Genomic DNA, 21,393 nt, shown 5'->3' with positions numbered 1-21,393 from the left:
GCAACAGGAAAGCGGTTCGACCGCCTCGATCTATTTCGCTTGAAACTCAAATGTCACACTTTGCCTCCGGGCCGCGATCAATCACTCTTGGCCTTCTCCTGCATGGCGGCTTGCAGCTTCTTGATGTCTGCGGGCGACAGTTGCGGCCGATCGACCCTCAGCGTCAGCTTGTTGAGCTTGGCCGTCAATGTGAAGGGCGGCTTGTAGTCCGCATCGTTCACGCCGGTCAGCGTGTCGGAGCCGATGTCGAAGCTTTCATCCCATTGCAGGATCATAGGCAGCGTCTTCGGCATCCGCTTTGTGGCGACCTCCTTGCCGTCCACCTTCAACGTGCCGGTGCCGGCCTGGCCGAGACCGCTGAAGTTGTTGTATTCGAGCGTGCCGACGCCGATCCCTTCGTACTTGAAATCGAACTCGATCGTGTGCCGGCCGGGCGACAGCGCGTCGGCGCCCTCCCACTTGTGGCGCTCGAGATCGACCATGTTCCACAGGAACACCGGCTTGCCCTGCAGCAAATAGAAGCCGTAGCCCCCAAACCGTCCTCCCGAGGTCAGGATCATGCCCTCGGCGCCGCCCTGCGGCACTTCAATGTCGGCGGTGATCGTATAAGAGGTATTCAGCAGCAGCGGCGAGTCTCCCTGGGGCAGCCCCGTCATTGCCCGGGTGTAGACAAACTCCTTGCGGCCGGCAGCGATGCTCGGCCGCGGCGCGATGGCACGTGCACCGACCGATGCATCCATCGGGAAGACCTGGTACTTCCTTGCCTCGGCGATGAACTTGTCCTTCATCTCCTTGACCTTCTGCGGATATTTCGACGCGATGTTTTCGGTCTGATTGAAATCCTTGTTGAGATTGAAGAGCTCGAGCACCTGCTTGTTCAGCGGATCAGTGTTGGCCGGGCCAAAGGCCTCCCAGGGAGCCCTGTTGACCTTCGTGCTCAGGAACCAGCCGTCGTCATACAGCGCCCACTGGCCCATCATCTCGAAGTACTGGGTCTTGTGACGTGTCGATGCCTTGGCGTTCTTCGCATCGAATGTGTAGGCAAAGCTGGTGCCCTCGATCGGCTTCTGCTTGATGCCGTCGACGAACTCCGGCGCGCGGATGCCGGCGGCCTCCAGGATCGTGGGCACGACATCGATGACATGGACGAACTGCTCGCGCAGGCCGCCCTTGTCCTTGATGCGTGCCGGCCATGAGACCACCATGTTCTGGTTGATGCCTCCGAGCTGGGACGCGTTCTGCTTGAACCAGGAGAACGGTGTGTCGAACGCCCAGGACCAGCCGGCCGACATATGGTTGTAGGTCTGATCCGTGCCCCAGACGTCGTAGAACTTCATCTGCACTTCAATGGGCAATTCGTTGAGCCCGTTGAAGAACGCGACCTCGTTCGGCGTGCCCATCGGGCCGCCCTCGGCGCTGGTGCCGTTGTCGCCGTTGATGTAGATGACCAGCGTGTTGTCGAGCTTGCCCAGGTTCTCGAATCCCTGGATCACGCGGCCGATCTCGTGGTCGCCATAGGCGACGTAGGCGGCAAACACCTCGGCCTGGCGGATGAAGAGCTTCTTTTCCTCGGCCGTCAGCTGGTCCCATTCCTTCAGCACGTCCTTCGGCCAGGGCGACAGCTTGGTGTCCATCGGGATCACGCCGAGGCGCTTTTGATTTTCGAAGATGCGCTCGCGCACCTTGTTCCAGCCTTCGTCGAACAGTTTCAGCTTGCTGATCTTGTCCACCCATTCCTTGGTTGGGTGATGAGGCGCGTGCGTGGCGCCGGGTGCGTACTTGATGAAGATCGGCTTATCCGGCTGGATCTGGTGCATCCGCGTCATGTAGTCGATGGCATCGTCGGCCATGCCGGTGACGAGATTCCAGCCCGGTTTGCCCTCGAACGGATAGATCTGCGTGGTGTTGCGAAACAGGTTCGGCTGCCACTGGTTGGCGTCACCGCCGACAAAACCGTAGAAATATTCAAAGCCCATGCCGATGGGCCACTGGTCGAAGGGTCCCGCCTGGCTCGCCGCGAACGCCGGCGTGTTGTGGTTCTTGCCGAACCACGAGGTTCCATAGCCGTTGTCGAGCAGAATGCGCCCGATCGTCGCCTTGTCCTTTTCGAGAATGCTGCTGTAGCCGGGAAAGCCGGTCGCCTGCTCGGAGATGACACCGAAGCCGGCCGAGTGATGGTTGCGCCCGGTAATGAGCGCTGCCCGGGTCGGCGAACACAGCGCGGTCGAGAACATGCGATTGTAGCGCAAGCCTTCGCTTGCGATTCGATCCATCGCCGGCGTCGGGATGACACCGCCAAACGTGCTGGGCACTCCGAAACCGGCATCGTCCGTGATGATGAGCAAGACATTGGGTGCGCCCTTCGGCGGCACGATACGCGGCGCCCACCATGGCTTCGACTGCAGGGCGCCATCCTTGATGACCCCGCCAAATTTGGGATCGGGTGGCGGCAGCTGCTTTCCGTCGATCGTCGTCGTGGCGCTCGATGAACCGGGAACACCGGTGGTTTGCTGTTGGGCTATTGCAGCGGCGCTCTGCACGAGGCCAAGCAAGACTCCCAGCGACAAAGCAACCAGATTTCGCTTCATGGTGCGCGCTCCGTTTTGTTGCCACCCGCCGCCGCCGCCATGCCGCAATCAATATTTTGGCGTGGCGCCAGAAACATTGATCGCAGATAAGGTGCGCCCCTTATTGATTTGCGTCAATGCCGGTTTTGATTTGCAGCGTTGACTGCATTTGGTTGTTTGTCGATTAATGGAGAATTGAATGCTTGCCAATTTCCGTGTCTTCGTCGTCGCGGCTGCTGCCTTCGCAATGGTGCAGGCGGCATCCGCCCAGACTCCTCCTTCGCCTCACGTGCCGCTGCAGAAGAAGATCGGAGTAGCCAAGCCCGATATTGTGCCCTCGCTGTTCGTCCTGAATTCGAAAGGTGCCACGCTACAGGCCGGCAAGCTGGTGCTGAGCGGCATCTCGCCCAATGCGATCGTGTTTGCCGATCGACCTGTCCGCTCCGCCGGCCACGATCTGACCAGCCGCATTGTCGAGGATTGGGCGTCCGGCAGCGACAATTTCGCCAAGGACCCGCCAAACGCGACAGTGTCGGCTTTCCAGCGAGACGGTAATGGGGTCCGCGATGCAGTCGTGGTGCTGAAGAACCCCAAGCTCGAAGGCGATAATCTCACCTTTGACGTCGACGTCCTCGAAGGCGAGATCAAGGGCGCGGACGGCGCAGCGTCGGTCTTCATCGACATCATCGGACGTCCGTTCACGCCGATGTCCTTTGCCGGCGTAGGACGGCGTACTGCGTATCGCGGCGCTTATTATGCCGGAGCCGCAGCCGTCGGTGCGGCGGCCTACGGGGCGTACGCGCCTCCTCCTCCCGCCTGCGGTTACTATCCGTATCCGCCCTGCTACTGAGACCCTGAACGCGAATTGCGCTGCACCTGAGACCGGTCCCCGCAGAGATGCGGGACACCAAACGCGCAGGAGGCTATTCCAATGAAGATTGCACTGCTGTCCCTGGCGATGCTTGGAAGTCCGTTGACGGTGCCGGTCAACGACCGTGTTCCCCATCTCAATGTGGAAGCCACCTGCAAGGCCACCGTCGCGGCCGACAAGGCCATGGGCCTGGCCTTGTCCCAAAGCTACGATGATTGCATGCGGGACGAAAATAACGCGCAACAACAGCTCCCTCCTGTCTGGCTCGCGGCCTCCGCCGCCGTTCAAAAGCAATGCGAGGGCGAGGCCGTCGCCGGCGGAAGCGAAAGCTATGTCGACCTGCTTACCTGCATCCAGATGGCCGGCTACGCGCAATCCCTCGCACCCGCGACACCGCTGCGGGGCGCAAGCAAGAACCGAAACAGCAAGAAGCCTTGAGAGGCGATGCGCTTCTCCTGACGGCCCGCCTGCCCGGCGCTCGATCCGCCCCGACTTGACTTGATGCGACGCCGACCGAAGATGGTTCGGCAGTCCCGAGCGGGATTGCGTGATCGGTAGCGGCGATCTCAGCATTCAAGGGGCAGTCGTTGGCACGCAAGCGGCGGAAATCCGGTGCCAAGACACCGAAGGGCGCTGCGGCGGCTCCACCTCAAGCCGCTCCTGCCCACACGCGCGGCCCTGAGAAACGCGATGCTGCCGGGATTTCCAGGCACGCGATCTGGATTGCGGCCATCGTCGTGGCAGCGATCGTGCTCGCGACCGGCCCAGTCTTTCAAACGGTCTACCCTGGCGGTCCGGCCTCCAATGCGCGGGATTCGTCGCCAGCGACTTACGTGGGCAGCGAGACCTGTGCCGGCTGCCACCAGGGCGAAGCAAAGCTATGGAGCGCCTCGCAGCACAAGGCAGCAATGGCGCACGCCACCGACAAGACGGTACTCGGCGACTTCAACGACAAGAGCTTCGACTATTTCGGCTTGCGCTCCCGCTTTTTCCGCAAGGACGGCAAATTCCTGGTCGAAACCGACGGTCCCGACGGCAAGCCCGCCGTCTTCGAAGTGAAGTACACTTTCGGCATCGATCCGCTGCAACAATATTTGGTCGAGTTTTCGGACGGGCGCCTTCAGGCACTGTCGATCGCCTGGGACAGCCGGCCTGCGGACAAGGGCGGGCAGCGCTGGTTTCACCTCTCGCCCAATGAAGAGATCAGGCACGACGATGTCCTGCACTGGACCAAGCTGAACCAGAACTGGAATTTCATGTGCGCGGAGTGCCACTCGACCGGCCTGCGCAAGAACTACGACGCCAATACTGATCGCTTTGCCACGACATCGGCGGAGATCAGCGTGGGTTGCGAGACCTGTCATGGACAGGGCTCGCGTCACGCGGCTTGGGCACGCGATCAACGGAGCTGGTGGCCGTTCGGCAAACGCGAGGATTCCAGCAAGGGACTGCTGGTGCGCTTCGACGAGCGCCGCGACGTCGCCTGGCCGATCGACGCGCAGACTGGCAGTGCGAGGCGCAGCGTCGCGCCGGCCACGCTGCGCAAGGAGGTCGAGACCTGCGGCCTCTGCCACGCGCGCCGCGCTGCCTTCCATGAGGATTGGGTGCCCGGCCAGTGGTTATCGCAGACCCATCTGGTCGAGCCGCTGGCGCGCACCACCTATCATGCCGACGGCCAGATTCGCGACGCCGAGGAGCCTTACAACTACACGCCGTTCAAGCAGGGCAAGATGTTCGCCGCCGGCGTCACCTGCAGCGATTGTCACGAGCCGCACAGCGGAAAGCTGAAAATCTCCGGCGAAGGCGTCTGCCTGCAATGCCATGCTCCCGAAAAATACGCCGACGCCAAGCATCGCCATCACGCCGCCGATGCTGCGCCAACCTGCATCTCCTGCCACATGCAGGCACGAACCTATATGGTGATCGATCCCCGCCACGATCATGCGTTCCGCGTTCCGCGGCCCGATCTTTCCGTTGCGCTCGGCACGCCGAATGCGTGCAACGATTGCCACCGCGACAAGCCGGCGGCCTGGGCCGCCAAGGCAATCGAGGAATGGTTCGGCCCCACCCGCAAGGGCCTGCAGACTTATGGAGCGGCGTTCCACGCCGCTCGCAGCGACCGGACCGACGCAGCGGCGCTGCTCGCCGTCCTCGCCGCTGACGGAAATGCACCCGCGGTGGCGCGTGCCGCGGCGCTGGGAGAGCTGGCGCCTTACGTCTCCACCCGCAATATCGGCGAGGCGCGCCGCGGCCTCGCCGATCCCGATCCCATGGTACGGATCGGCGCACTGGACATGCTGGAGAATGCGAGCGCCGCAGAAATCTGGCCGCTGGCCTCGCCCCTGCTCTCCGATCCCGTGCGCGGCGTTCGCATCCGCGCGGCTGCCCTGCTCGCTTCCGTTCCAACCGCAAGCCAGCCGCCAGCCGACCGCGCGCGCTTCGACCAGGCGGCGGCGGAATTCGTTGCCGCGCAGCGCGCCAATGCCGAGCGGCCCGAAGCCCGCACCTCGCTCGGGAATTTCCTCGCCCAGCGCGGGCAGACCGCCGATGCCGAGGCCGAGTACAAGGGTGCGCTGAAACTCAGCCCGCAATATACGGCGGCGGCGATCAATCTCGCCGACCTCTACCGGCAACTCGGCCGCGACAGCGATGGCGAAGCGATCCTGCGAGCGGCGCTTGCGGCATCACCGCGCGATGCAGCACCGCATCACACGCTCGGCCTGACATTGACCCGCCTCAAGCGATCCGACGACGCGCTCGCCGAATTGCAGAAGGCCGTCGAGCTCGAACCGGACCGTTCCCGCTACGCCTATGTCTACGCCGTCGCGCTGCATTCTGCCGGCCGGCGCGACGAGGCCATCACGGTCCTGAACGAAGCGCTGAAACGTCATCCCAGCGACAGAGATATCCTGTCGGCGCTGGTTTCGTTCAACCGCCTTGCAGGCAACGCCAGCTCCGCGCTCATTTACGCGGAACGGCTCGCGGCGATCACGCCGGATGACCGCAACCTCGCGGCCCTGATCGGGGAACTCAGGCGACAGGCCGACAAGCCGAACTAGGGCCAGGCCGTTTCAGGCCGTCCCCTCCGCCATGAGCGCGGCACGCAGCTTCTCCACCAATTGCCTACACGCGGGCAGATGGCGCTCCTCTGCATCCAGAATCCGCAAGAATCCTCTTCTCTTCAGCGCCGCGATGACGGCCGGCGATTGTGAATCGGGGCCGGCCGCCTCGGAGACGATATCGATCAGGCGATCGACGGCGTGCAGACGGCCCAGCAGGTAGTCGTTCTCGCGGTACGCGCGCGACAGAAACGCCGCCGATTGACTGAACCCGGTGCCCTTGAGGCGAAACTCTCCCAGCCGGTTGATGCCGACGGCATCCTGTGCGCTGATGCGGTCGATGCGAACCTCGTTGAATTCCCCCGCCTCGCGCCACGGCATGATCGGAAACGTCACGATGTCCCAGAAGGGAAAGCCGAGATAGTTCACGAGCAACTCACGCATCGCCAGCGGAGGCCACCCCTCGGTTTCCGCAAGAAGAACGTCAATGTCCGACGTGCTGGCCTTGAGATCGATATCCAGAGCAAGGCGCTCGATGAGTGCGTCGATCCGGTCCTTGTGCCGCACGGCGAAGGACTGCGCATATTTGCCGATCTCCCTGGCTTCGGCCGGAGACGGTCCCATCCGGAAGATGTCCTCCACCAAATCGCGCGCAGCCGAATTGACGGCGGCAGCCGTCTCCCTTCGTTCGAGCGCTTCGGTGCATTCGTAGAACCTGCGCTTCAGGCGATCGACGACGGCGAAATCCAGACCCTCGAATGCTCCCGAGCCGAGCATTTGCGAGATGCGATTCTGGCCCTCGATCAGGAACCGCAGCCTGCGCATTCGGTAGTCGACGTCGAACGCCAGCAGGAAGGCGACCCATTTCGGGGTATTGTCAGAGCCTTCAGCGCCTTCCACGGCTGACGACTTGCCGGCTGCGGGATCGTAGGTCACGCCGGATTCGACCGCCCACGCGTTCATGATCTCCGTGATCGCCCGCGCGAACGGGGATTCCGGATGAACGCCGCGGATCTCCATGATCAGCCGGCTGACGAAATCGCGCGCCGAAGCCAGCTTGAGGCGTACATAGGCATCGTATGCGAAACCGGCGTCTCGGGCTGCCCTGATATTTGCCTGCTCGCGCCAGCCGCGAATCCGGTCCTCGCTGACCGGCTGTTCGTGGTCGATGGCAATGACCTCCCCGACCAGCCGGCGGACATGCGGCCGCGCGCTATCGACGATCGCCCTTAGCCGGCGCACTTGCTCGTTGAACTGGCCTACCCAGCCGAGCTCATCGGTCACCGGCTGGGACAACGGGATCTCCGACAACGCGCCCTTCAGCGTCGGAAAAAATCCCGGCATGCCGTGATGCGCGGCCGAGCCGACCGGTGTGGGGTTGGGATCGACATAGACCACCCGTCGATCCACCTCGCGGTAGGCAGCCCGCCCACGGATGGCACCGACCGCTTCCCGAAAGGGATGGCTGCTCAGGACACTGCCATCGATGAACGGAACGGAGGCAACGTCGACGTTCATCCGTGCGTAGTTGTCGAAATTGCGCGCAATGAAGTCTGCGCGGCGCGGCCAATCGATGGAGCGCCGCCTCAGGAACTCGTCGACCTCCACGATGCGTGCCGGCGGAAACGCTCCGGGAATCGACGACGTCGCGCGCGCGGCGAAAGCCAGCGCAGGCGCATTCACCATCTCGAAATCGCTCTCGACGGCTCCGCTCGGACGCCTGCGGTATCTGAAGTGCAGCCGGTGACGGTGTTCGCGCTCGTGAATGACGGGCGGATTGTGAATCTGCATGGTCCGCTGGTAACCGTTGAAATCGGTCAGCGTCACGAACAGGTCGAGACCCTGGCCGGAAGGAAGCAGCGAGGATTTTTCCCCCGCTCCCATGGCGGCCACCGCGTTGTACATCAGCGCGGTCATCTTCGGGCCGTCGAACGGCGGCTCGAACCAGCGGGACCGCACGAACAGCGAAAGCTTGGAACGAACCTCCAGGTCGCTGACAGCTCCGAGGCCAGCCAGACCCGCTACCCAGAACAACGGCCGCAGAAACCACTTGCTGGATACGTGCGCCTTCGCTTCCGATGCCAGGAGTTCGGTGACATCGGCATTCTCGAGCCAGAGGTCCCGCAGTCGTCTCATCGGCAGGTCATGGCTCAACGCCCGTGCCAGCATGATGCCGTTGATGCCGCCCGCCGAGGCTCCCGCCACGATGTCGACGATGACCCGCAAATCGACCGTTCGCCCGATGTCGCGCAGCAGGTCGAAATAGATCGATTCGGTGTCGTATTCGGGATCGGCCCGGTTGCGAACATCGAAGAAGTCTGCGGTCGAGCGCTTGTTGCGGTCGGCGATGGCATGAAGGGCACCGGACGCCCTCACGAGTTTCAGAATCTCCTTCGTGATCCCGTGCATGTAGATTGCGAGCGAGGCGCCGCCAAAGCAGACGAGTGCAACCCGGAGCTCCTTTTCACGCAAGACTTCCTCCATGCTGAAAGGATCTTATCACGCATCACGAAATATCTTGCATACCATAGGCAGGGCACTGCGGGGCCGTCGGAACGGCTGCAGGCGAAGCAGCAAGAAAAAGGCCCGGCGTGCCTAGGAGGCCGGGCCTGTAACCTCAGCACCCTACCCGGAGGTTGTTCGGTTACACACATCCTGTTAGGAGGATTCTTGCAAGGTTGCGTTGAGCTAGCTCAATGACAAGATTTGGCGTCCGGTCGTTCAGTACGCCTGCATTTTTCCTGACATCAGTTCGCGGCTGAGTTCCTCGACTTTCCCCACGTGATGCGCAACCAGTTCCGTCGTCGTGGCGCGGAGCCCGTCGGGCGGCGTGCCATCCTTCGTCGCAAGCCTGAGATGAACCAGTGCCGGCGCGGATATCGGCGCGCCGATCCGGCTCACGATCAGGCAATGAACCTGGCTCACCTCCGGGACGGCAACGACAATCGCCTCGGCGATGCGCCGTGCCAGGAAATTGTAGATCTTTCCGACATGACTGACCGGGTTCTTGCCCGCGGCGGCCTCAAGGCTCATGGGCCGCAACGGCGTGATGAGCCCGTTGATGCGGTTGCCACGGCCGACCTGTCCGTCATCGCCGGCCTCCGCCGAGGTGCCGGTGACCGTGAGATACAGGCTGCCGGCCGCAATGTCGTCAGCGGCGTTCACCACCACGTGGCATTCGGCAAACCCGTGCTCGCTGGCGCAATCACGCGCCAACGCGGCGAGCGCCGCCTTGTGCTCGATGTAGCCTTCGGCGTCTTCGAGATGACGTCCGATCATGGCACATGCAATCGTCAGGTCGAGACGGCCGCCGTTTCGCACCGCCATGACCTTGGTGTCTTCACCCCAGGCAGGCCGGTCGCGGTTGCGATCGCGGGCATGCAGGCGCTGCTCGATCGCCAGCACCGCCCGTTCGAGCGCACTCAGCGGAGCATGGCCGACGCCGAAGGATGTATCATTCGCCAACGGCACTTGATGGCTTCGCGCAAAGAGCGCCTGCAAGTCCTGAGAGCCTTGCTGAACCATCGCGTCGATCAGGAAGTGTCGATCGGCGTCAAGCGCATGCAGGTTTGCCTTCAGCCATGCACGCGATCCCTCGACGGCAATGTCGCGCACCGGAATGATTTCGTTCCCGACGGCCGAGACGGCGCGTCCGGCCAGAAATATCCGGATCGGCTCGATCACTTCGCCGCCGCCGAAGGCTGCCGCGGCCCGGCCCCCGCACAACAGCGCCTTGTCGACGTTGTGATGAAGCACGCGGCCCGTCCGCCTCAGGTACTCCCGGCACAAATTGAGGGAAAACGTCTCTGCCAGCGCATCGCAGATCGTGTCCGGATGCCCGGTACCCTTGCGCTCGACAACCTCCACTTCGTCAGTGACGACAAGTGGCGAGATGACCAGATCGAATGCAGGCGTCATGATCGAAGCGCCCATTCTGGCGGCGCCGTGACGGTACCCTCTGCGAAGATCTCGTCCCGGCAACCGCGCGCGCCGCGGAATGAATCCCGGCACTCCGGCTGCATATTGCCGATAGCTGCGCTTGCTAGCAAGCGAGGTGGCGAGGCCACCGGTGTCGCGCCCTCAGGCGAATTGCGCAAGGCCATCCACCACAAGAAGCCTCATGGACGCGAGACAGCCTCCATGACTTCCCTGGGACGCCGCTTGATCGCCAGCAGATAGGCAGCCGCCGGAGCATCGGGCATGCGCCTGCCCTGCTCCCAGTTCTTCAACGTGGGAAGCGGAATCCGATACGCCGCGGCGAAGTGATGTTGCGACATCCGGAGCGAAAGGCGTATGGCCTTCACGTCCGGCAATTCGACTTTGGACACCCGGCCCCCCCGTATTCTCTTGCCTGCGGCATGCCTCGCCGCTTGTTTCAAGCTTTCGATCAGTTCCTTGCCAAACTTTCCCATGGCCTCGTTCCTGCTTCACCCGCCGTTCAACTTTTCAAGATCGCCGCCAGCTTTCGGACGATCTTCTTCTCTTCCACCGTCAAGTTCTCCTGACGCGCTTTCGCATAGACCAGCAGCAAATAGAGGGGCCGGTCGCCGCTGTGATAGAAATAGATCACGCGTGCGCCGCCGCGTTTGCCGCTTCCGGGCCGCGCCCATCGGATCTTCCGCACACCCCCCGTTTCCGGGATCAGGTCTCCTTCCTCGGGATTACGGGGCTTCTCGCTCGGCCTCGTTCCAGACTTGCAGAGCCTGGCGGCTGAAGAGAGGCGTCTCTGCAACAGTAATGAGTCGGCGTGCCACCTTGGCAATATACGCCATTGGCGCCCAATCTTCCAGAGCAAAAAGGACGCCATTGGCGTCTTATCAGCAATAGCTGATTGTCTTCAGTGCGATCGCTTATGTAGAACGCGTCGTAATTTCGCGCCCGCCTCAAGCGAATTGCGCCAGGCCGTGGCCGACCGACCAATTTTCTTTCGCGGACTCGAGTACGACCACGAACACGTTCTCCGGCCGGATGCCGGGGTTCCTGCCGAGCAACTCCGCGGTCTGCTTGAACAGCGCTTTCTTCTGTTCCGCGGTGCGGGTGTCGAACACCGTGATCTGGATGTAGACGACATCGTTGGTCCGCGCGACACCATAGGCGCTGCCGGTGCGAAAGTTCGCAGCGTCATGCTCGGTGATGACCATGAACTGGTCGTCCTCGGGCACGTCCAGCGCTTCGCGCATCGCGCGGTAAAGGCCGTCGAAGATCGCCTGCCGGTAGGCGTCCGGCTTGCCGGCGCGCAGCGAGATGTGAATCAGCGGCATGGCATCCTCCTTGACGAAACGAACCATCGGCTGCATGGTTCTTGACATGTTGTCTAAAATGAGAGCCACGTTCTTGACGATGTGTCAAATACTTTTTGCCTCGTGCCAGACCCGGATTTGGCCGCGGCCTCTTATCGTGAGGAGCAACATATGAGGCCGCGCGAGTTCGACCACGACGAGGTCTTACGCGTCGCGTTCGAGCAATTCTGGCGCAAGGGCGTACGCGGCACATCGCTCTCGGACATCGCGCGCGATGCGGGCGTGCAGCGCGGCAGCCTCTACAATGCCTTCGGCAGCAAGGAAGCATTGTTCCTGACCGCCTATGAGCGCTATGCCGGCGAATATCTCAACACGCTGCAAAAAGCGCTCGGCGCGGGCAGCCCGCGAAAGCGCCTGACGGCGTTTTTCGATGTGACCATCAGGAACTTCCGTTCGGGCTCACCGCCCCGCGGATGCCCGACGACACGGGGATTGATGGAACTGACGTTTGGCGAGAATGAAGGATTGGATGAGAACGCACGCCAGGCCTTCGCAGGCCTGATGACCCGCATCACCGACCTGGTTCAGGAGACCTTGTCAGAGGGCGCCGCGCGGGGCGAGTTCAAGGGCAACCCCGCGATGGCTGCCCTCCACATTGCCACCGTGACGCGCGGACTGGCCGTGCTTGAACGCGCCTTCGACGACGAGGCCCAGCTTCGCAGGATTGCCGCGCATACGGTCGATCTCCTGCTGGGCAAGGAGAGCCGCTAGCCGCCTGCGCCCCGCATGATCGATATTCGTCACGCGGGGGCAAAACCGGAGGCGTGCAAGGCGCACCCTACGATGAGTATTTCACCGTGCAGCCATAGGCGCGCGTGGCGGGATTCGAAACCGGCTTGCCGGCCTTCAATTCGGCCAGTGCCTCATCGACGAAATTCTTCGCATCCTTGATGTCGGCGGGGCGCGCCGTCGCCTTGTCGTCGATGCCGCCGGCATAGGCGAGCGTGCCGTCCGGCTTGATGATGTACATGTGCGGGGTGACGGTCGCTCCATAGGCCCGCGCAACCTGCTGCTTCGGGTCGAGCAGCACCGCCGTCGGCGACGCCTTGCGTTCCGCGGTGAGAGAGTTGGCGCGGGCGCCATCCGCAAAGCCCTGCTCGCCGGGCGGCGACGAGATGACGGACAGCCAGACCACGCCCTGATCGGTCCATTTCTTCTGCAAGGACTGCATGTTGCCGCTGCCATAATGCTTGCGGACATAGGGACAGCCGTCGTTGGTCCATTCCAGCACGATCGTCTTGCCGCTGAAGTCGCTGAGCCTGACCGTCTTGCCCTCGCTGTTCACCGCCGAGAATGCCGGCGCCGGTGTGCCGACCTTCGGCTCCGCATGCGACGGCCCGACGGCCAGCAGCAAGACGGCGGCGGAAGAGGCGAACATCGTTGCGAACGTGCGTCTGTTCATTGCTGTCTCCAGTTCCGGTGCAATCCGTTCAGATTTCTTGCAGCGCATCAAGCACGAGCGACTGCGTCAGAATTTGCGGCAGCACGACCGCCTCGCCGCCGCTGCGATATAGCACATAAAGCGGCACGCCGCTGCGGCCGAACCGCTCAAGAAGGCGTGTGATCTCCGGATTGCGGTTGGTCCAGTCGCCCTTCAGATACGCAACGCGCTTGCCGGCAAACATCTCGCGCACGGCGTCCGTCGACAGCGCGGTCCGTTCATTGACGAGGCAGGTGATGCACCATGCGGCCGTCATGTTGACGAACACGGGCTGTCCGGAAGCGAGCAGCGCATCGAGCTTCTGCTGGCTGAACGCCTCGGATGAGGCCTTCGAGGCATACCCGGCGTTCGCCGCGGTCGGCCGATCGCGGTCGATCAGGACCGTCAGCGCCACGACGCCGGCAACCATGGCGGCGGTCATACCCTGAAGCACACGACCCGAAGCATGGCCCTGCTCCTGCGATACCCGAAAGATCCAGGCGCCGAATGCAATCAGTACCAGCGCTGCGAGCGCTGCGAGCAAGCCCGACGCACCGACCTGGAAACTGAGAACCCAGATCAGCCAGGCCACGGTCGCATAGAGCGGGAAAGCGAGAGCCTGCTTCAGCGTTTCCATCCAGCGTCCCGGCCGCGGCAGCAGCCGTTGCAGGCCAGGCGCAAAGGTGAGAGCCAGAAACGGCAGCCCAAGCCCGAACCCGAGCGCAAGGAAGACGACGAGCCCGACGGCAAAGGGTTGCACCAGGGCAAAGCCGATCGACGCGCCCATGAAGGGCGCGGTGCATGGCGTCGCCACCACCGTTGCCAGCACGCCGGCGAAAAAGGAGCCCGACAATCCGCCGCTCTGCAGTAGCCGGCTGCCGCCGATTCGCGTCAGCGATGTTCCGATGGTCAGGATGCCGGAGAGGCTCAAGCCCAGCGCGAACAGGATGAACGCGAGGGCGGCTACCGTCAGCGGCGACTGCAACTGAAAACCCCAGCCGACCTCGGCACCGCCGGCGCGCAGCCCCTGCAGCACACCGGCCAGCATGGTGAAGCTCGCGAGTATCCCGAGCACATAGGCAATGCCATGCAGGCGAATGCGGCGCGGCGTCTCCGCTCTGTGTTCCGTCAGATACAGGATCTTGACCGACAGCACGGGAAACACGCAGGGCATGAAGTTCAGGATGACGCCTGCGATCAACGCGGAAACCACGGCATAGAGCAGGGTCATTCCGCCCTCCCCCGCCGCCGGAACCGCAGAGCGCGTCGCGTCGATCGCGAAGGCATGCGGAACGATCTTGCCGCCGACGTCTTCTTCCAGCACCAGCACACCCTCGATGCGCTGTGGAACCTGCTTCGCAATCTGGCTGCGCTCGATCGTGAGCCGCGTCGTCTGCCCGTCCGCGCGCAGGCCTTGCCGTGCGGCGTTGTCGATCAGCGTGTTGTCGTACGGAAAGAACGTCGCCGAACGGATGGCATCGCCGCGCAGGTCGGCCGAGCGCAGCGACAGCGTGATCGCCTTCGTGTCGGCGCTGAAGCTCGCATTCCATGGCGACGGCTGCGGCAGCCTGCTGCGCGCCGCTTCGAAGGCTGCTTTGTCCCGCGACGGTGCGCCCGGCTCCGCGACGGAAAGCGAAAGCGAGACCGATGCTTCACCGGGGATGCAGATTTTCTCGCAGACGAGATAGGCGACATCGGCGGCAAGATCGACCGATGCACCCGATTTCAAGTCCCGCGGCGGCGTAACGCGTGCCAGCAGGATTGTCTCGCCTTCGTAACCGAAGTTCGCGGCCGGCCCAACCCGGATCAGCGAAGGCGCCGGCCATTGCAGTTCGCCGGCCACAAAGCCCTGCGGCAACTTCCACGTTACCTGCGTCGGCTCGCCGGAATCGCCGGGATTGCGCCAGTAGGTGTGCCAGTGCTGCTTCATCGACAGCTTGATGCCGACGGTGAATGGCTCGCCCGGCACGATCGCGGACGGCTCGGCCAGCAATTCGACCTTGACGAGGCTCGCCGCATCCTGCGCGGACGCGGAAGCGGTGCCGAGCGCGACGGCGCACAGGACCACGCTCAAGATGCGGCCGAGAAAGTGAAGAACCATGATCTTCGATACGCGCGAGTGAGGATCGATTGATGTTTGTACCACCCGCCTGTTCAAGGACCCCGCGATGGCGCAAACCACGGCATCACAAGCCCGTGAGAAGAACCATATCAGCTTGGCGTGCCCTCACCTACCACCCTGAGGTCCATCCTGCCGATCAGATCCGCGCGGGCCAGCTCGGCCGCGTCCATCGCCGCCATCGTCTGTTGCAGCGTGCTGACGTTCGATCCAAGCGACACGATGCCGCCGAGAACCGCGGCGATCGATCCGATGGCGGCGACCTGACTGGGTCCGAGCAGGCCGGCCATCATGCCGAGCAGCAATGCAATGCCGCCGCCGATAGCCGCCTTGGAAACCAGAATGATCTTCCTGCATCGCTCCGAAACTGCGGCAAGCTCCTCGAGCCGGCCTTCAATCGTTGCGATCTCGTCGATGGGGTCGTCCTCGGCCATCACATCCACGGTCGACATCCGAAGTGCTCCAATGTGCCGGTTATTCCGTCCGCCAAACGGCGTGTCAAGCCGAACGCCGGCGTGCCGAATGCCGCCCCTGCCGGTCGTTGCCTCCTGGCGCGCCCTGGAAAGGTTGCGGCCATCCCGTGGAAAACGGGCCGCGAGGGATAACATGCATCAAGTCGGCGCTAGGGAGCTTTAAGCCCGCTCGCCTAGTCTCTCCGTATCATGAATGACGCGCTGATCAGTTTTCTGGAAATCGACGCTCCCTCGCAGAGGCTGGCGCGCCTGATCTGGCCTGTGGCCGAGCACCGTGCGCTGGTCGTGACCGATCGCTTCTACCAGGCCGTCCGCACCGTCATTCCGAATTCCCCGACTACCGAGCAGATCGAGCAACTCAGGACAGGGCACTGCCGGCGCTGGCAAAGACTGTTCGACAGCAAGTTCGATCAGGAATATTTCAGCAGTGCATCCCTGATGGGAATCAGGCATTGCGAAATGGGGCTGGATTGCAAGTGGCACGTCGCCTGCTACGCGAAATTGAGCGCCGAGCTTTCGGACGAAATCCTTGACGGCCCGCTGCCGGGTCATTCGAAGCCGAACCTGGTCGCAACGCTGGGCAAGTACCTTGCGCTCGACATGGCAGTCTCGCTGTCTTCCTACACCAGCGTCTGGATAGATTAACGCTTCGGCTCTGATTGAATCAGAACCGAAGCTCTGGATTCCTGCCTTGACGCGTTTTCTTCACGCCAACCGGTATCCATCCCGCATCAAGTGCGGGACAGGCTTCGCTTGAAAACGCTCTGGTACCCGCCGGCTGCCGGGTCAGTTCAATGAACCGATCCGCTCCAGTTCATTCTGGTCGAGCACCCGGAGCACCCCGTTCGAGAACTCGACGACGCCGCGGTCGCGAAACGCGCCGAGTGTCCTGCTCACGTGCACCGCCGTCACGCCGACGGCGTCCGCGATGTGCTGCTGCCGCAGCGGAAACGGATATTGCCCGCCGCGGATTACGCTGCGGGCAGCGATGCGCCGCATCAGATGCAGCAGCAGGAAGGCAATTCTCTCTTCCGCCGAATACTGACCGAGCACGACCGCCATCTCGTCTGAGCATTCCGTCTCCGCCGAACAGGTTCGGGCCAGCGCCGCGACCACCGCCGGATTTTCCGCAAGGCGGCTCTTGACCTCACCTCTGCGCATGCCGCTGACCTGAGCCTCGGTAAGGGCCTTCACCGAGAAATGCGCGCGCTCTTCGAACACCGAAGCGACCGAGAAGAGATCGCCCGGCAGCAGGAATTGCAGGATCTGGCGGCGTCCGTCCGCAAGCTGCACGAAACGAAATCCCCAGCCGACGCACAGCACGAACACATCGGGATAGCGGTGATTTCGCGCAACGATCTGGTCGCCGGCGGGCACCACGCGATGATATTGCCATCGCTTGGGCGCTTCCGGCCCGGCGTCCCCCGAGTGGCCCAGGACCGCATCGCAAAAGCCGAGTGCATAATGCGGGCACGCTGCGCACGGCGACAAGTTATTCATTGATGGATGTTGACCGCTACATTGCCGGGTTTGCGCACCGGCGACGGCCTTGATCCAGGTTAACAACCTGCATCAAGCCCTCTCAGCGGTGCTCAATTACTTATGAGAGTGACTCGCGGGTTAGTCAACGACGAGACGAAGCCTGCCGGCAGCGCGTGCCCCAGTGCCTGCACAGGCGAACGAGGAAGGCCGGGCAACTCTAATGAAGCAGGCCGAGGCACCCGAACCATCCAGGTAGCAATTCCTGCCCGCCGCTTTCGCCCCATACATGCGCTCATCGGCGACCCTGACCAGGGTCAGGGCATCGTCGATGCCCTCGCTGCTGTACTCTGCAAATCCGAGGCTCGCCGTTACCTGCCCGCCCTCCGGGCGCTCTCCGAGCCCATGAGCCCCGATTGCCTCGATCCGCCGATGCGCCGCAGCCAGGTCCGCACGCGGCATGCAGAGCACGAATTCCTCGCCGCCCCAGCGGATGAGAAAGCCGCTCTGTTCGAGGATGTCGTCGATGGAATGGGCCGCCTCGCGCAATACATCGTCGCCGGCAACGTGCCCGAACTTGTCGTTGACGGCCTTGAAGTTGTCGATGTCGATGAAGGCCACGGTCATCGGTTGCTTCCTGCGCAATGCGCGCGAGAACTCGCTTCGCAGCCTCAGCTCGCCTGCGCGCCGCGTCAACGCGCCGGTGAGCCGGTCGCGCACCGAATGCTCCGTGAGTCCGATCAGCAGCCGGAGCTGGCTCATCGACGCGAATGCCGCGACGGAGATGATGAGGCCCAGCCGAAGCAACGTAGCCGAGGGCGAGGCAAACAGCTCGGGCCTGGAAGCTACCGACAACATCGCCAGCGCAAGGACAGGCAGGCTCAGGATGACGCTTTCGAGCGCGGTCAACGGAAATACGCTGAAACTGACCGCGATCAGGAAAGGCGCGTACAGATACGCCGTCGACACGAATACGGAATCGCCGATCGCGGAAAAGCCGTCGACCGCCGAATGGACACCCAGCAGAAAGAAGATGGGGATCAGGACCAGGGCCCCTACCGCCGTGAACTGTCCCGCCGGCAGCAGGGCGCGCGGTCCAAATGCAAGAAGCGCGAATGCGCCTGCGGCAATCATCCGCTCGGCCGCCACGATACCCCAGTAGGGCCAGCGCATCGTGCAGGCATCTACCACGATCCACGCCAGCGTCATGACGAACAGGGCGCCCGCGGCCATTCGCACGCGCGACCGTATCAGGCGGCGGCGCTCTCGCGAGACTTCGAAGGAATGTCCGATCGGCGCCAGCAGGCTCGTCAGCACCGTGTGATCGAGCCGATGACGGCCCGCACCGTCAGCTGCGGCAACCGGCCGCCGGTTGCGTGATTTCATTTCCTTGCGCTCTCCCCACCCGGACGCACGGTAATCTGCAAATTCCTAACCGGCTCCTACGGGACTTTACCTGGATCATGTCGCCCATTCGGAGTGTGGCGAAACGCGCGGCGGGAGCGAGCCTGATTGCCGTATCCGATCCCGCCCGGCAAAACCTGCATCAAGGGGATGGCATCGATGATTAACCAATCCGCCGGATGGCCATCGCGCCTATGATGGGGCAACTCGCAGCTTCGGTCGCACGCCGCGACGCCGCCTTCCCCTTGCCTCCAAAAGCGACATGTGCGTCAAAGTTCGCTATGATGCGGTCGAACGGCCCCGGGCGGCCCTTTGCTCGCGCCGACAGATTTGCAATTCAAGGGAGCTATCACATCATGAAACGCCGTACGTTCCTCAAAGGCAGCGCGCTGGCCGGCGCGACGACGCTGGTTGCAGCACCTGCCATCGCGCAGGGCTCGCCCGAGATCAAGTGGCGCCTGACCTCGAGCTTTCCGAAGTCGCTCGATACTATTTTCGGCACGGCGCAGACCTTTGCGAAATATGTTGCCGATGCCACCGACGGCAAGTTTCAGATCCAGACCTTTGCGGCGGGCGAGATCGTGCCCGGCCTGCAGGCGCTCGATGCCGTGAGCTCGGCGACCGTGGAGATGGCGCAGACGCCGCTCTATTTCTACATCGGCAAGGAGCCGGCGCTGGCCTATGCGACGGGTGCGCCGTTCGGCATGAACCACCGCCATCAGCATTCCTGGTGGACGTTCGGCGGCGGCGCCGACCTCTGCAACGAAGCCCTCAAGCCGTTCAAGGCGCACGCCATCCTGTGCGGCAATTCCGGCACGCAAATGGGCGGCTGGTTCCGCAAGGAGATCAAGACGGTCGACGACCTCAAGGGCCTGAAATTCCGCATCGCGGGCATGGGCGGCCATGTGCTGGCCAGGCTCGGCATCGTGCCGCAGCAGATTGCGGGCGGCGAAGTCTACCCGGCGCTCGAGAAGGGCTCGATCGACGCGGCGGAATTCGTCGGCCCCTACGACGACGAGAAGCTCGGCTTCTACAAAGTGGCGAAGTACTACTACTTCCCAGGCTGGTGGGAAGGCGGCGCCATGCTGCACATGATCGTCAACGAGGAGAAGTGGAACGCGCTTCCCAAGCCATACCAGGCGATCCTCACCCAGGCCGGCACGGCGGCAGGTGCCTGGATGATCGAGAAGTATGACAGCGTGAACCCCGCGGCCCTGAAGCGGCTCATTGCGGGCGGCGCCGAATTGCGCGCATTCCCGCAACCGGTCATGGATGCCTGCTACCAGGCCACGCAAGACCACCTGAACGAATTGGCCGCCAAGAGCGCGCTGTTCAAGAAGACCAAGGAGAGCCACGACGCCTACATGAAGGAAGTGCTCTCCTACACGCAGATCGCGGAGAACTACTACGACAACTACCTGCTCGGCAAAATGCGCAAGGGCTGAGCCGGCATGGATCGGAAGACTGCGGAAGCGGCGGCCGCCGCGGGCGTTGCGGCTGGCATGCCGGCCGGCGCACGAAATGCACCGGAGAGTGCGGCGATCGACGACAGCCTGTGCGCGGCGGTCGGGCGCAGGGATGTGCCGGGCGTGGTCGCGCTGGTCACGAACCGCGAGCGCGTGCTCTACGAGGGCGCGTTCGGCGTGGCCGATGTCGCGACGGGACGCCCGGTCACGCAAGATGCGCTGTTTCGCATCGCCTCGATGACCAAGCCGATTACCTCGCTCGCCCTCATGCAACTCGTCGAGCGAGGCCGCCTCGGTCTCGATGACCCCGCCGAAAACTACCTGCCGGAGCTGGCGAACCCCGAGGTCTTCGAGTCTTTCGACGCGGCGAGCGGAGCCTATCGGCTGCGTCCGGCATCGAAGCCGCCGACCGTCAGGCATTTCCTCACCCACACGTCGGGATTGGCCTATCCCTTCACCAGCGAGATCTGGCGCGACTTCAGGCCGCGCGACGGCAAATCCTGGCCGTTCGGCGGCCCGCTGCTGTTCGATCCGGGCGAACGCTGGCACTACAGCACCAGCACCGATGTCGTCGGCCGCCTGGTCGAGGCGGTGTCGGGCGAGAAGCTCGAGGACTATTTCCGCGGCCACATCCTTGGCCCGCTCGGGATGGACGACACGTCCTACAACGTGCCCGAAGCCAAGGGGCCGCGCCTCGTCGCGCAGCAGCAGCGCTCCGGCGCGCGCATGGACGGCGACATCGAATTGCAGAATCCGCAGCCCGGGCTCAGCATCGCCGCGCCGATCGGCGGCGGGGGCCTCGCCTCGACCGCTGCGGACTACGGGCGTTTCATGCGCATGTGGCTCAACGGCGGCGAACTCGAGGGGCAGCGCGTGCTCAAGGCCGAGACGGTGGCGCTGATGGGGGAGAACCATATCGGCGCGGTCTCGGTGCCCGCGCTCAAGAGCGCATTGCCGCGCAGTGCCGACTTCACCTTCATCGCCGACGGTCGCGACAAATGGGGGCTCGGCTTCCTCATCACCGCCGACCGGGTGGCCGGCAAGCGCGCGCCCGGCAGCCTGAGCTGGGGCGGCATCAACAACACGTTCTTCTGGATCGATCCCGTCGGCGGCATTGCCGGCGTCATCATGATGCAGTTCCTGCCGTTCGCCGATGCCAAGGCGCTGGCCGTCTACGATGCCTTCGAGCGCGGCGTCTACCGCCTGGTGAATGCGGGACAGTGACGTCGGAGATG

Annotated in this window: 18 protein-coding genes; 7 read left to right on the top strand and 11 right to left on the bottom strand. The window is 63.3% G+C overall.

All coding sequences use genetic code 11. The features are described from left to right. Positions 1-77: 77 nt before the first annotated feature. Positions 78-2,588 (bottom strand): arylsulfatase, encoded by a 2,511-nt coding sequence (locus tag HZB49_RS06250; protein ID WP_291609640.1) that lies wholly within the window; start codon positions 2,586-2,588, stop codon positions 78-80. A gap of 226 nt (positions 2,589-2,814) precedes the next feature. On the opposite strand from HZB49_RS06250, the gene HZB49_RS06245 reads away from it, so the two are divergent. The 3 genes from HZB49_RS06245 (at position 2,815) to HZB49_RS06235 (ending at position 6,497) form a co-directional block, all read left to right on the top strand. After that, the gene (locus HZB49_RS06245) at positions 2,815-3,417 is read left to right on the top strand and encodes a hypothetical protein (protein WP_291611109.1); all 603 of its coding nucleotides are present in this window, start codon (positions 2,815-2,817) and stop codon (positions 3,415-3,417) included. A gap of 81 nt (positions 3,418-3,498) precedes the next feature. Continuing rightward, positions 3,499-3,876: a hypothetical protein gene (locus HZB49_RS06240; RefSeq protein WP_291609639.1), complete on the top strand. Its 378-nt coding sequence runs from the start codon at positions 3,499-3,501 to the stop codon at positions 3,874-3,876. A gap of 470 nt (positions 3,877-4,346) precedes the next feature. Next, on the top strand, positions 4,347-6,497 hold the full coding sequence (locus HZB49_RS06235; RefSeq protein WP_365857440.1) for a tetratricopeptide repeat protein: 2,151 nt from the start codon (positions 4,347-4,349) through the stop codon (positions 6,495-6,497). A gap of 12 nt (positions 6,498-6,509) precedes the next feature. On the opposite strand, the gene HZB49_RS06230 is transcribed toward HZB49_RS06235, so the two are convergent. The 5 genes from HZB49_RS06230 to HZB49_RS06210 all read right to left on the bottom strand — a co-directional run bounded on the left by HZB49_RS06230 (position 6,510) and on the right by HZB49_RS06210 (position 11,758). After that, positions 6,510-8,969, bottom strand: a complete 2,460-nt coding sequence (locus tag HZB49_RS06230; RefSeq protein WP_291609638.1) for a patatin-like protein — start codon at positions 8,967-8,969, stop codon at positions 6,510-6,512. 249 nt (positions 8,970-9,218) lie between these two features. Continuing rightward, complete coding sequence (locus HZB49_RS06225; protein ID WP_291609637.1) at positions 9,219-10,430, bottom strand: methionine adenosyltransferase; 1,212 nt, start codon at positions 10,428-10,430, stop codon at positions 9,219-9,221. Between the two features lie 185 nt (positions 10,431-10,615). Then, positions 10,616-10,909, bottom strand: a complete 294-nt coding sequence (locus HZB49_RS06220; protein ID WP_291609636.1) for a transcriptional regulator — start codon at positions 10,907-10,909, stop codon at positions 10,616-10,618. A 26-nt stretch (positions 10,910-10,935) separates the two neighbouring features. Beyond that, a complete protein-coding gene (locus HZB49_RS06215; RefSeq protein WP_291609635.1) occupies positions 10,936-11,067 on the bottom strand; it encodes a hypothetical protein in 132 nt (43 codons plus the stop codon). A 313-nt stretch (positions 11,068-11,380) separates the two neighbouring features. Then, the gene (locus HZB49_RS06210; RefSeq protein WP_291609634.1) at positions 11,381-11,758 is read right to left on the bottom strand and encodes a tautomerase family protein; all 378 of its coding nucleotides are present in this window, start codon (positions 11,756-11,758) and stop codon (positions 11,381-11,383) included. Between the two features lie 150 nt (positions 11,759-11,908). Between HZB49_RS06210 and HZB49_RS06205 the strand changes: the two genes are divergently transcribed. Then, on the top strand, positions 11,909-12,508 hold the full coding sequence (locus tag HZB49_RS06205; RefSeq protein WP_291609633.1) for a TetR/AcrR family transcriptional regulator: 600 nt from the start codon (positions 11,909-11,911) through the stop codon (positions 12,506-12,508). Between the two features lie 67 nt (positions 12,509-12,575). Here the strand turns inward: HZB49_RS06205 and HZB49_RS06200 are convergent, their stop codons facing one another. The 3 genes from HZB49_RS06200 to HZB49_RS06190 all read right to left on the bottom strand — a co-directional run bounded on the left by HZB49_RS06200 (position 12,576) and on the right by HZB49_RS06190 (position 15,770). Continuing rightward, positions 12,576-13,199: a thioredoxin family protein gene (locus tag HZB49_RS06200; RefSeq protein ID WP_291609632.1), complete on the bottom strand. Its 624-nt coding sequence runs from the start codon at positions 13,197-13,199 to the stop codon at positions 12,576-12,578. Between the two features lie 28 nt (positions 13,200-13,227). Continuing rightward, the gene (locus HZB49_RS06195; protein ID WP_291609631.1) at positions 13,228-15,318 is read right to left on the bottom strand and encodes a protein-disulfide reductase DsbD domain-containing protein; all 2,091 of its coding nucleotides are present in this window, start codon (positions 15,316-15,318) and stop codon (positions 13,228-13,230) included. A 110-nt stretch (positions 15,319-15,428) separates the two neighbouring features. Further along, entirely contained in the window at positions 15,429-15,770 is a 342-nt protein-coding gene (locus tag HZB49_RS06190) for a hypothetical protein (RefSeq protein ID WP_291609630.1), read from the bottom strand. 228 nt (positions 15,771-15,998) lie between these two features. On the opposite strand from HZB49_RS06190, the gene HZB49_RS06185 reads away from it, so the two are divergent. Next, a complete protein-coding gene (locus HZB49_RS06185) occupies positions 15,999-16,454 on the top strand; it encodes a protoglobin domain-containing protein (RefSeq protein ID WP_291609629.1) in 456 nt (151 codons plus the stop codon). Positions 16,455-16,595: 141 nt separating this feature from the next. Here the strand turns inward: HZB49_RS06185 and HZB49_RS06180 are convergent, their stop codons facing one another. Beyond that, positions 16,596-17,189 carry a Crp/Fnr family transcriptional regulator gene (locus HZB49_RS06180; RefSeq protein ID WP_291609628.1) on the bottom strand — a complete coding sequence of 198 codons (594 nt, stop codon included), beginning with the start codon at positions 17,187-17,189 and terminating at the stop codon, positions 16,596-16,598. Between the two features lie 240 nt (positions 17,190-17,429). Then, positions 17,430-18,674, bottom strand: coding sequence for a GGDEF domain-containing protein (locus HZB49_RS06175; protein ID WP_291609627.1), 1,245 nt, complete (start codon positions 18,672-18,674; stop codon positions 17,430-17,432). Between the two features lie 374 nt (positions 18,675-19,048). Between HZB49_RS06175 and HZB49_RS06170 the strand changes: the two genes are divergently transcribed. Beyond that, on the top strand, positions 19,049-20,137 hold the full coding sequence (locus HZB49_RS06170) for a TRAP transporter substrate-binding protein (protein ID WP_291609626.1): 1,089 nt from the start codon (positions 19,049-19,051) through the stop codon (positions 20,135-20,137). Between the two features lie 6 nt (positions 20,138-20,143). Then, positions 20,144-21,382: a serine hydrolase domain-containing protein gene (locus tag HZB49_RS06165; RefSeq protein WP_291609625.1), complete on the top strand. Its 1,239-nt coding sequence runs from the start codon at positions 20,144-20,146 to the stop codon at positions 21,380-21,382. Positions 21,383-21,393 lie beyond the last annotated feature (11 nt).

It is taken from the genome of Bradyrhizobium sp. (assembly GCF_016219575.1).
Taxonomy (GTDB): Bacteria; Pseudomonadota; Alphaproteobacteria; order Rhizobiales; family Xanthobacteraceae; genus Bradyrhizobium.
This window is presented reverse-complemented; position numbering and strand designations above follow the sequence as displayed.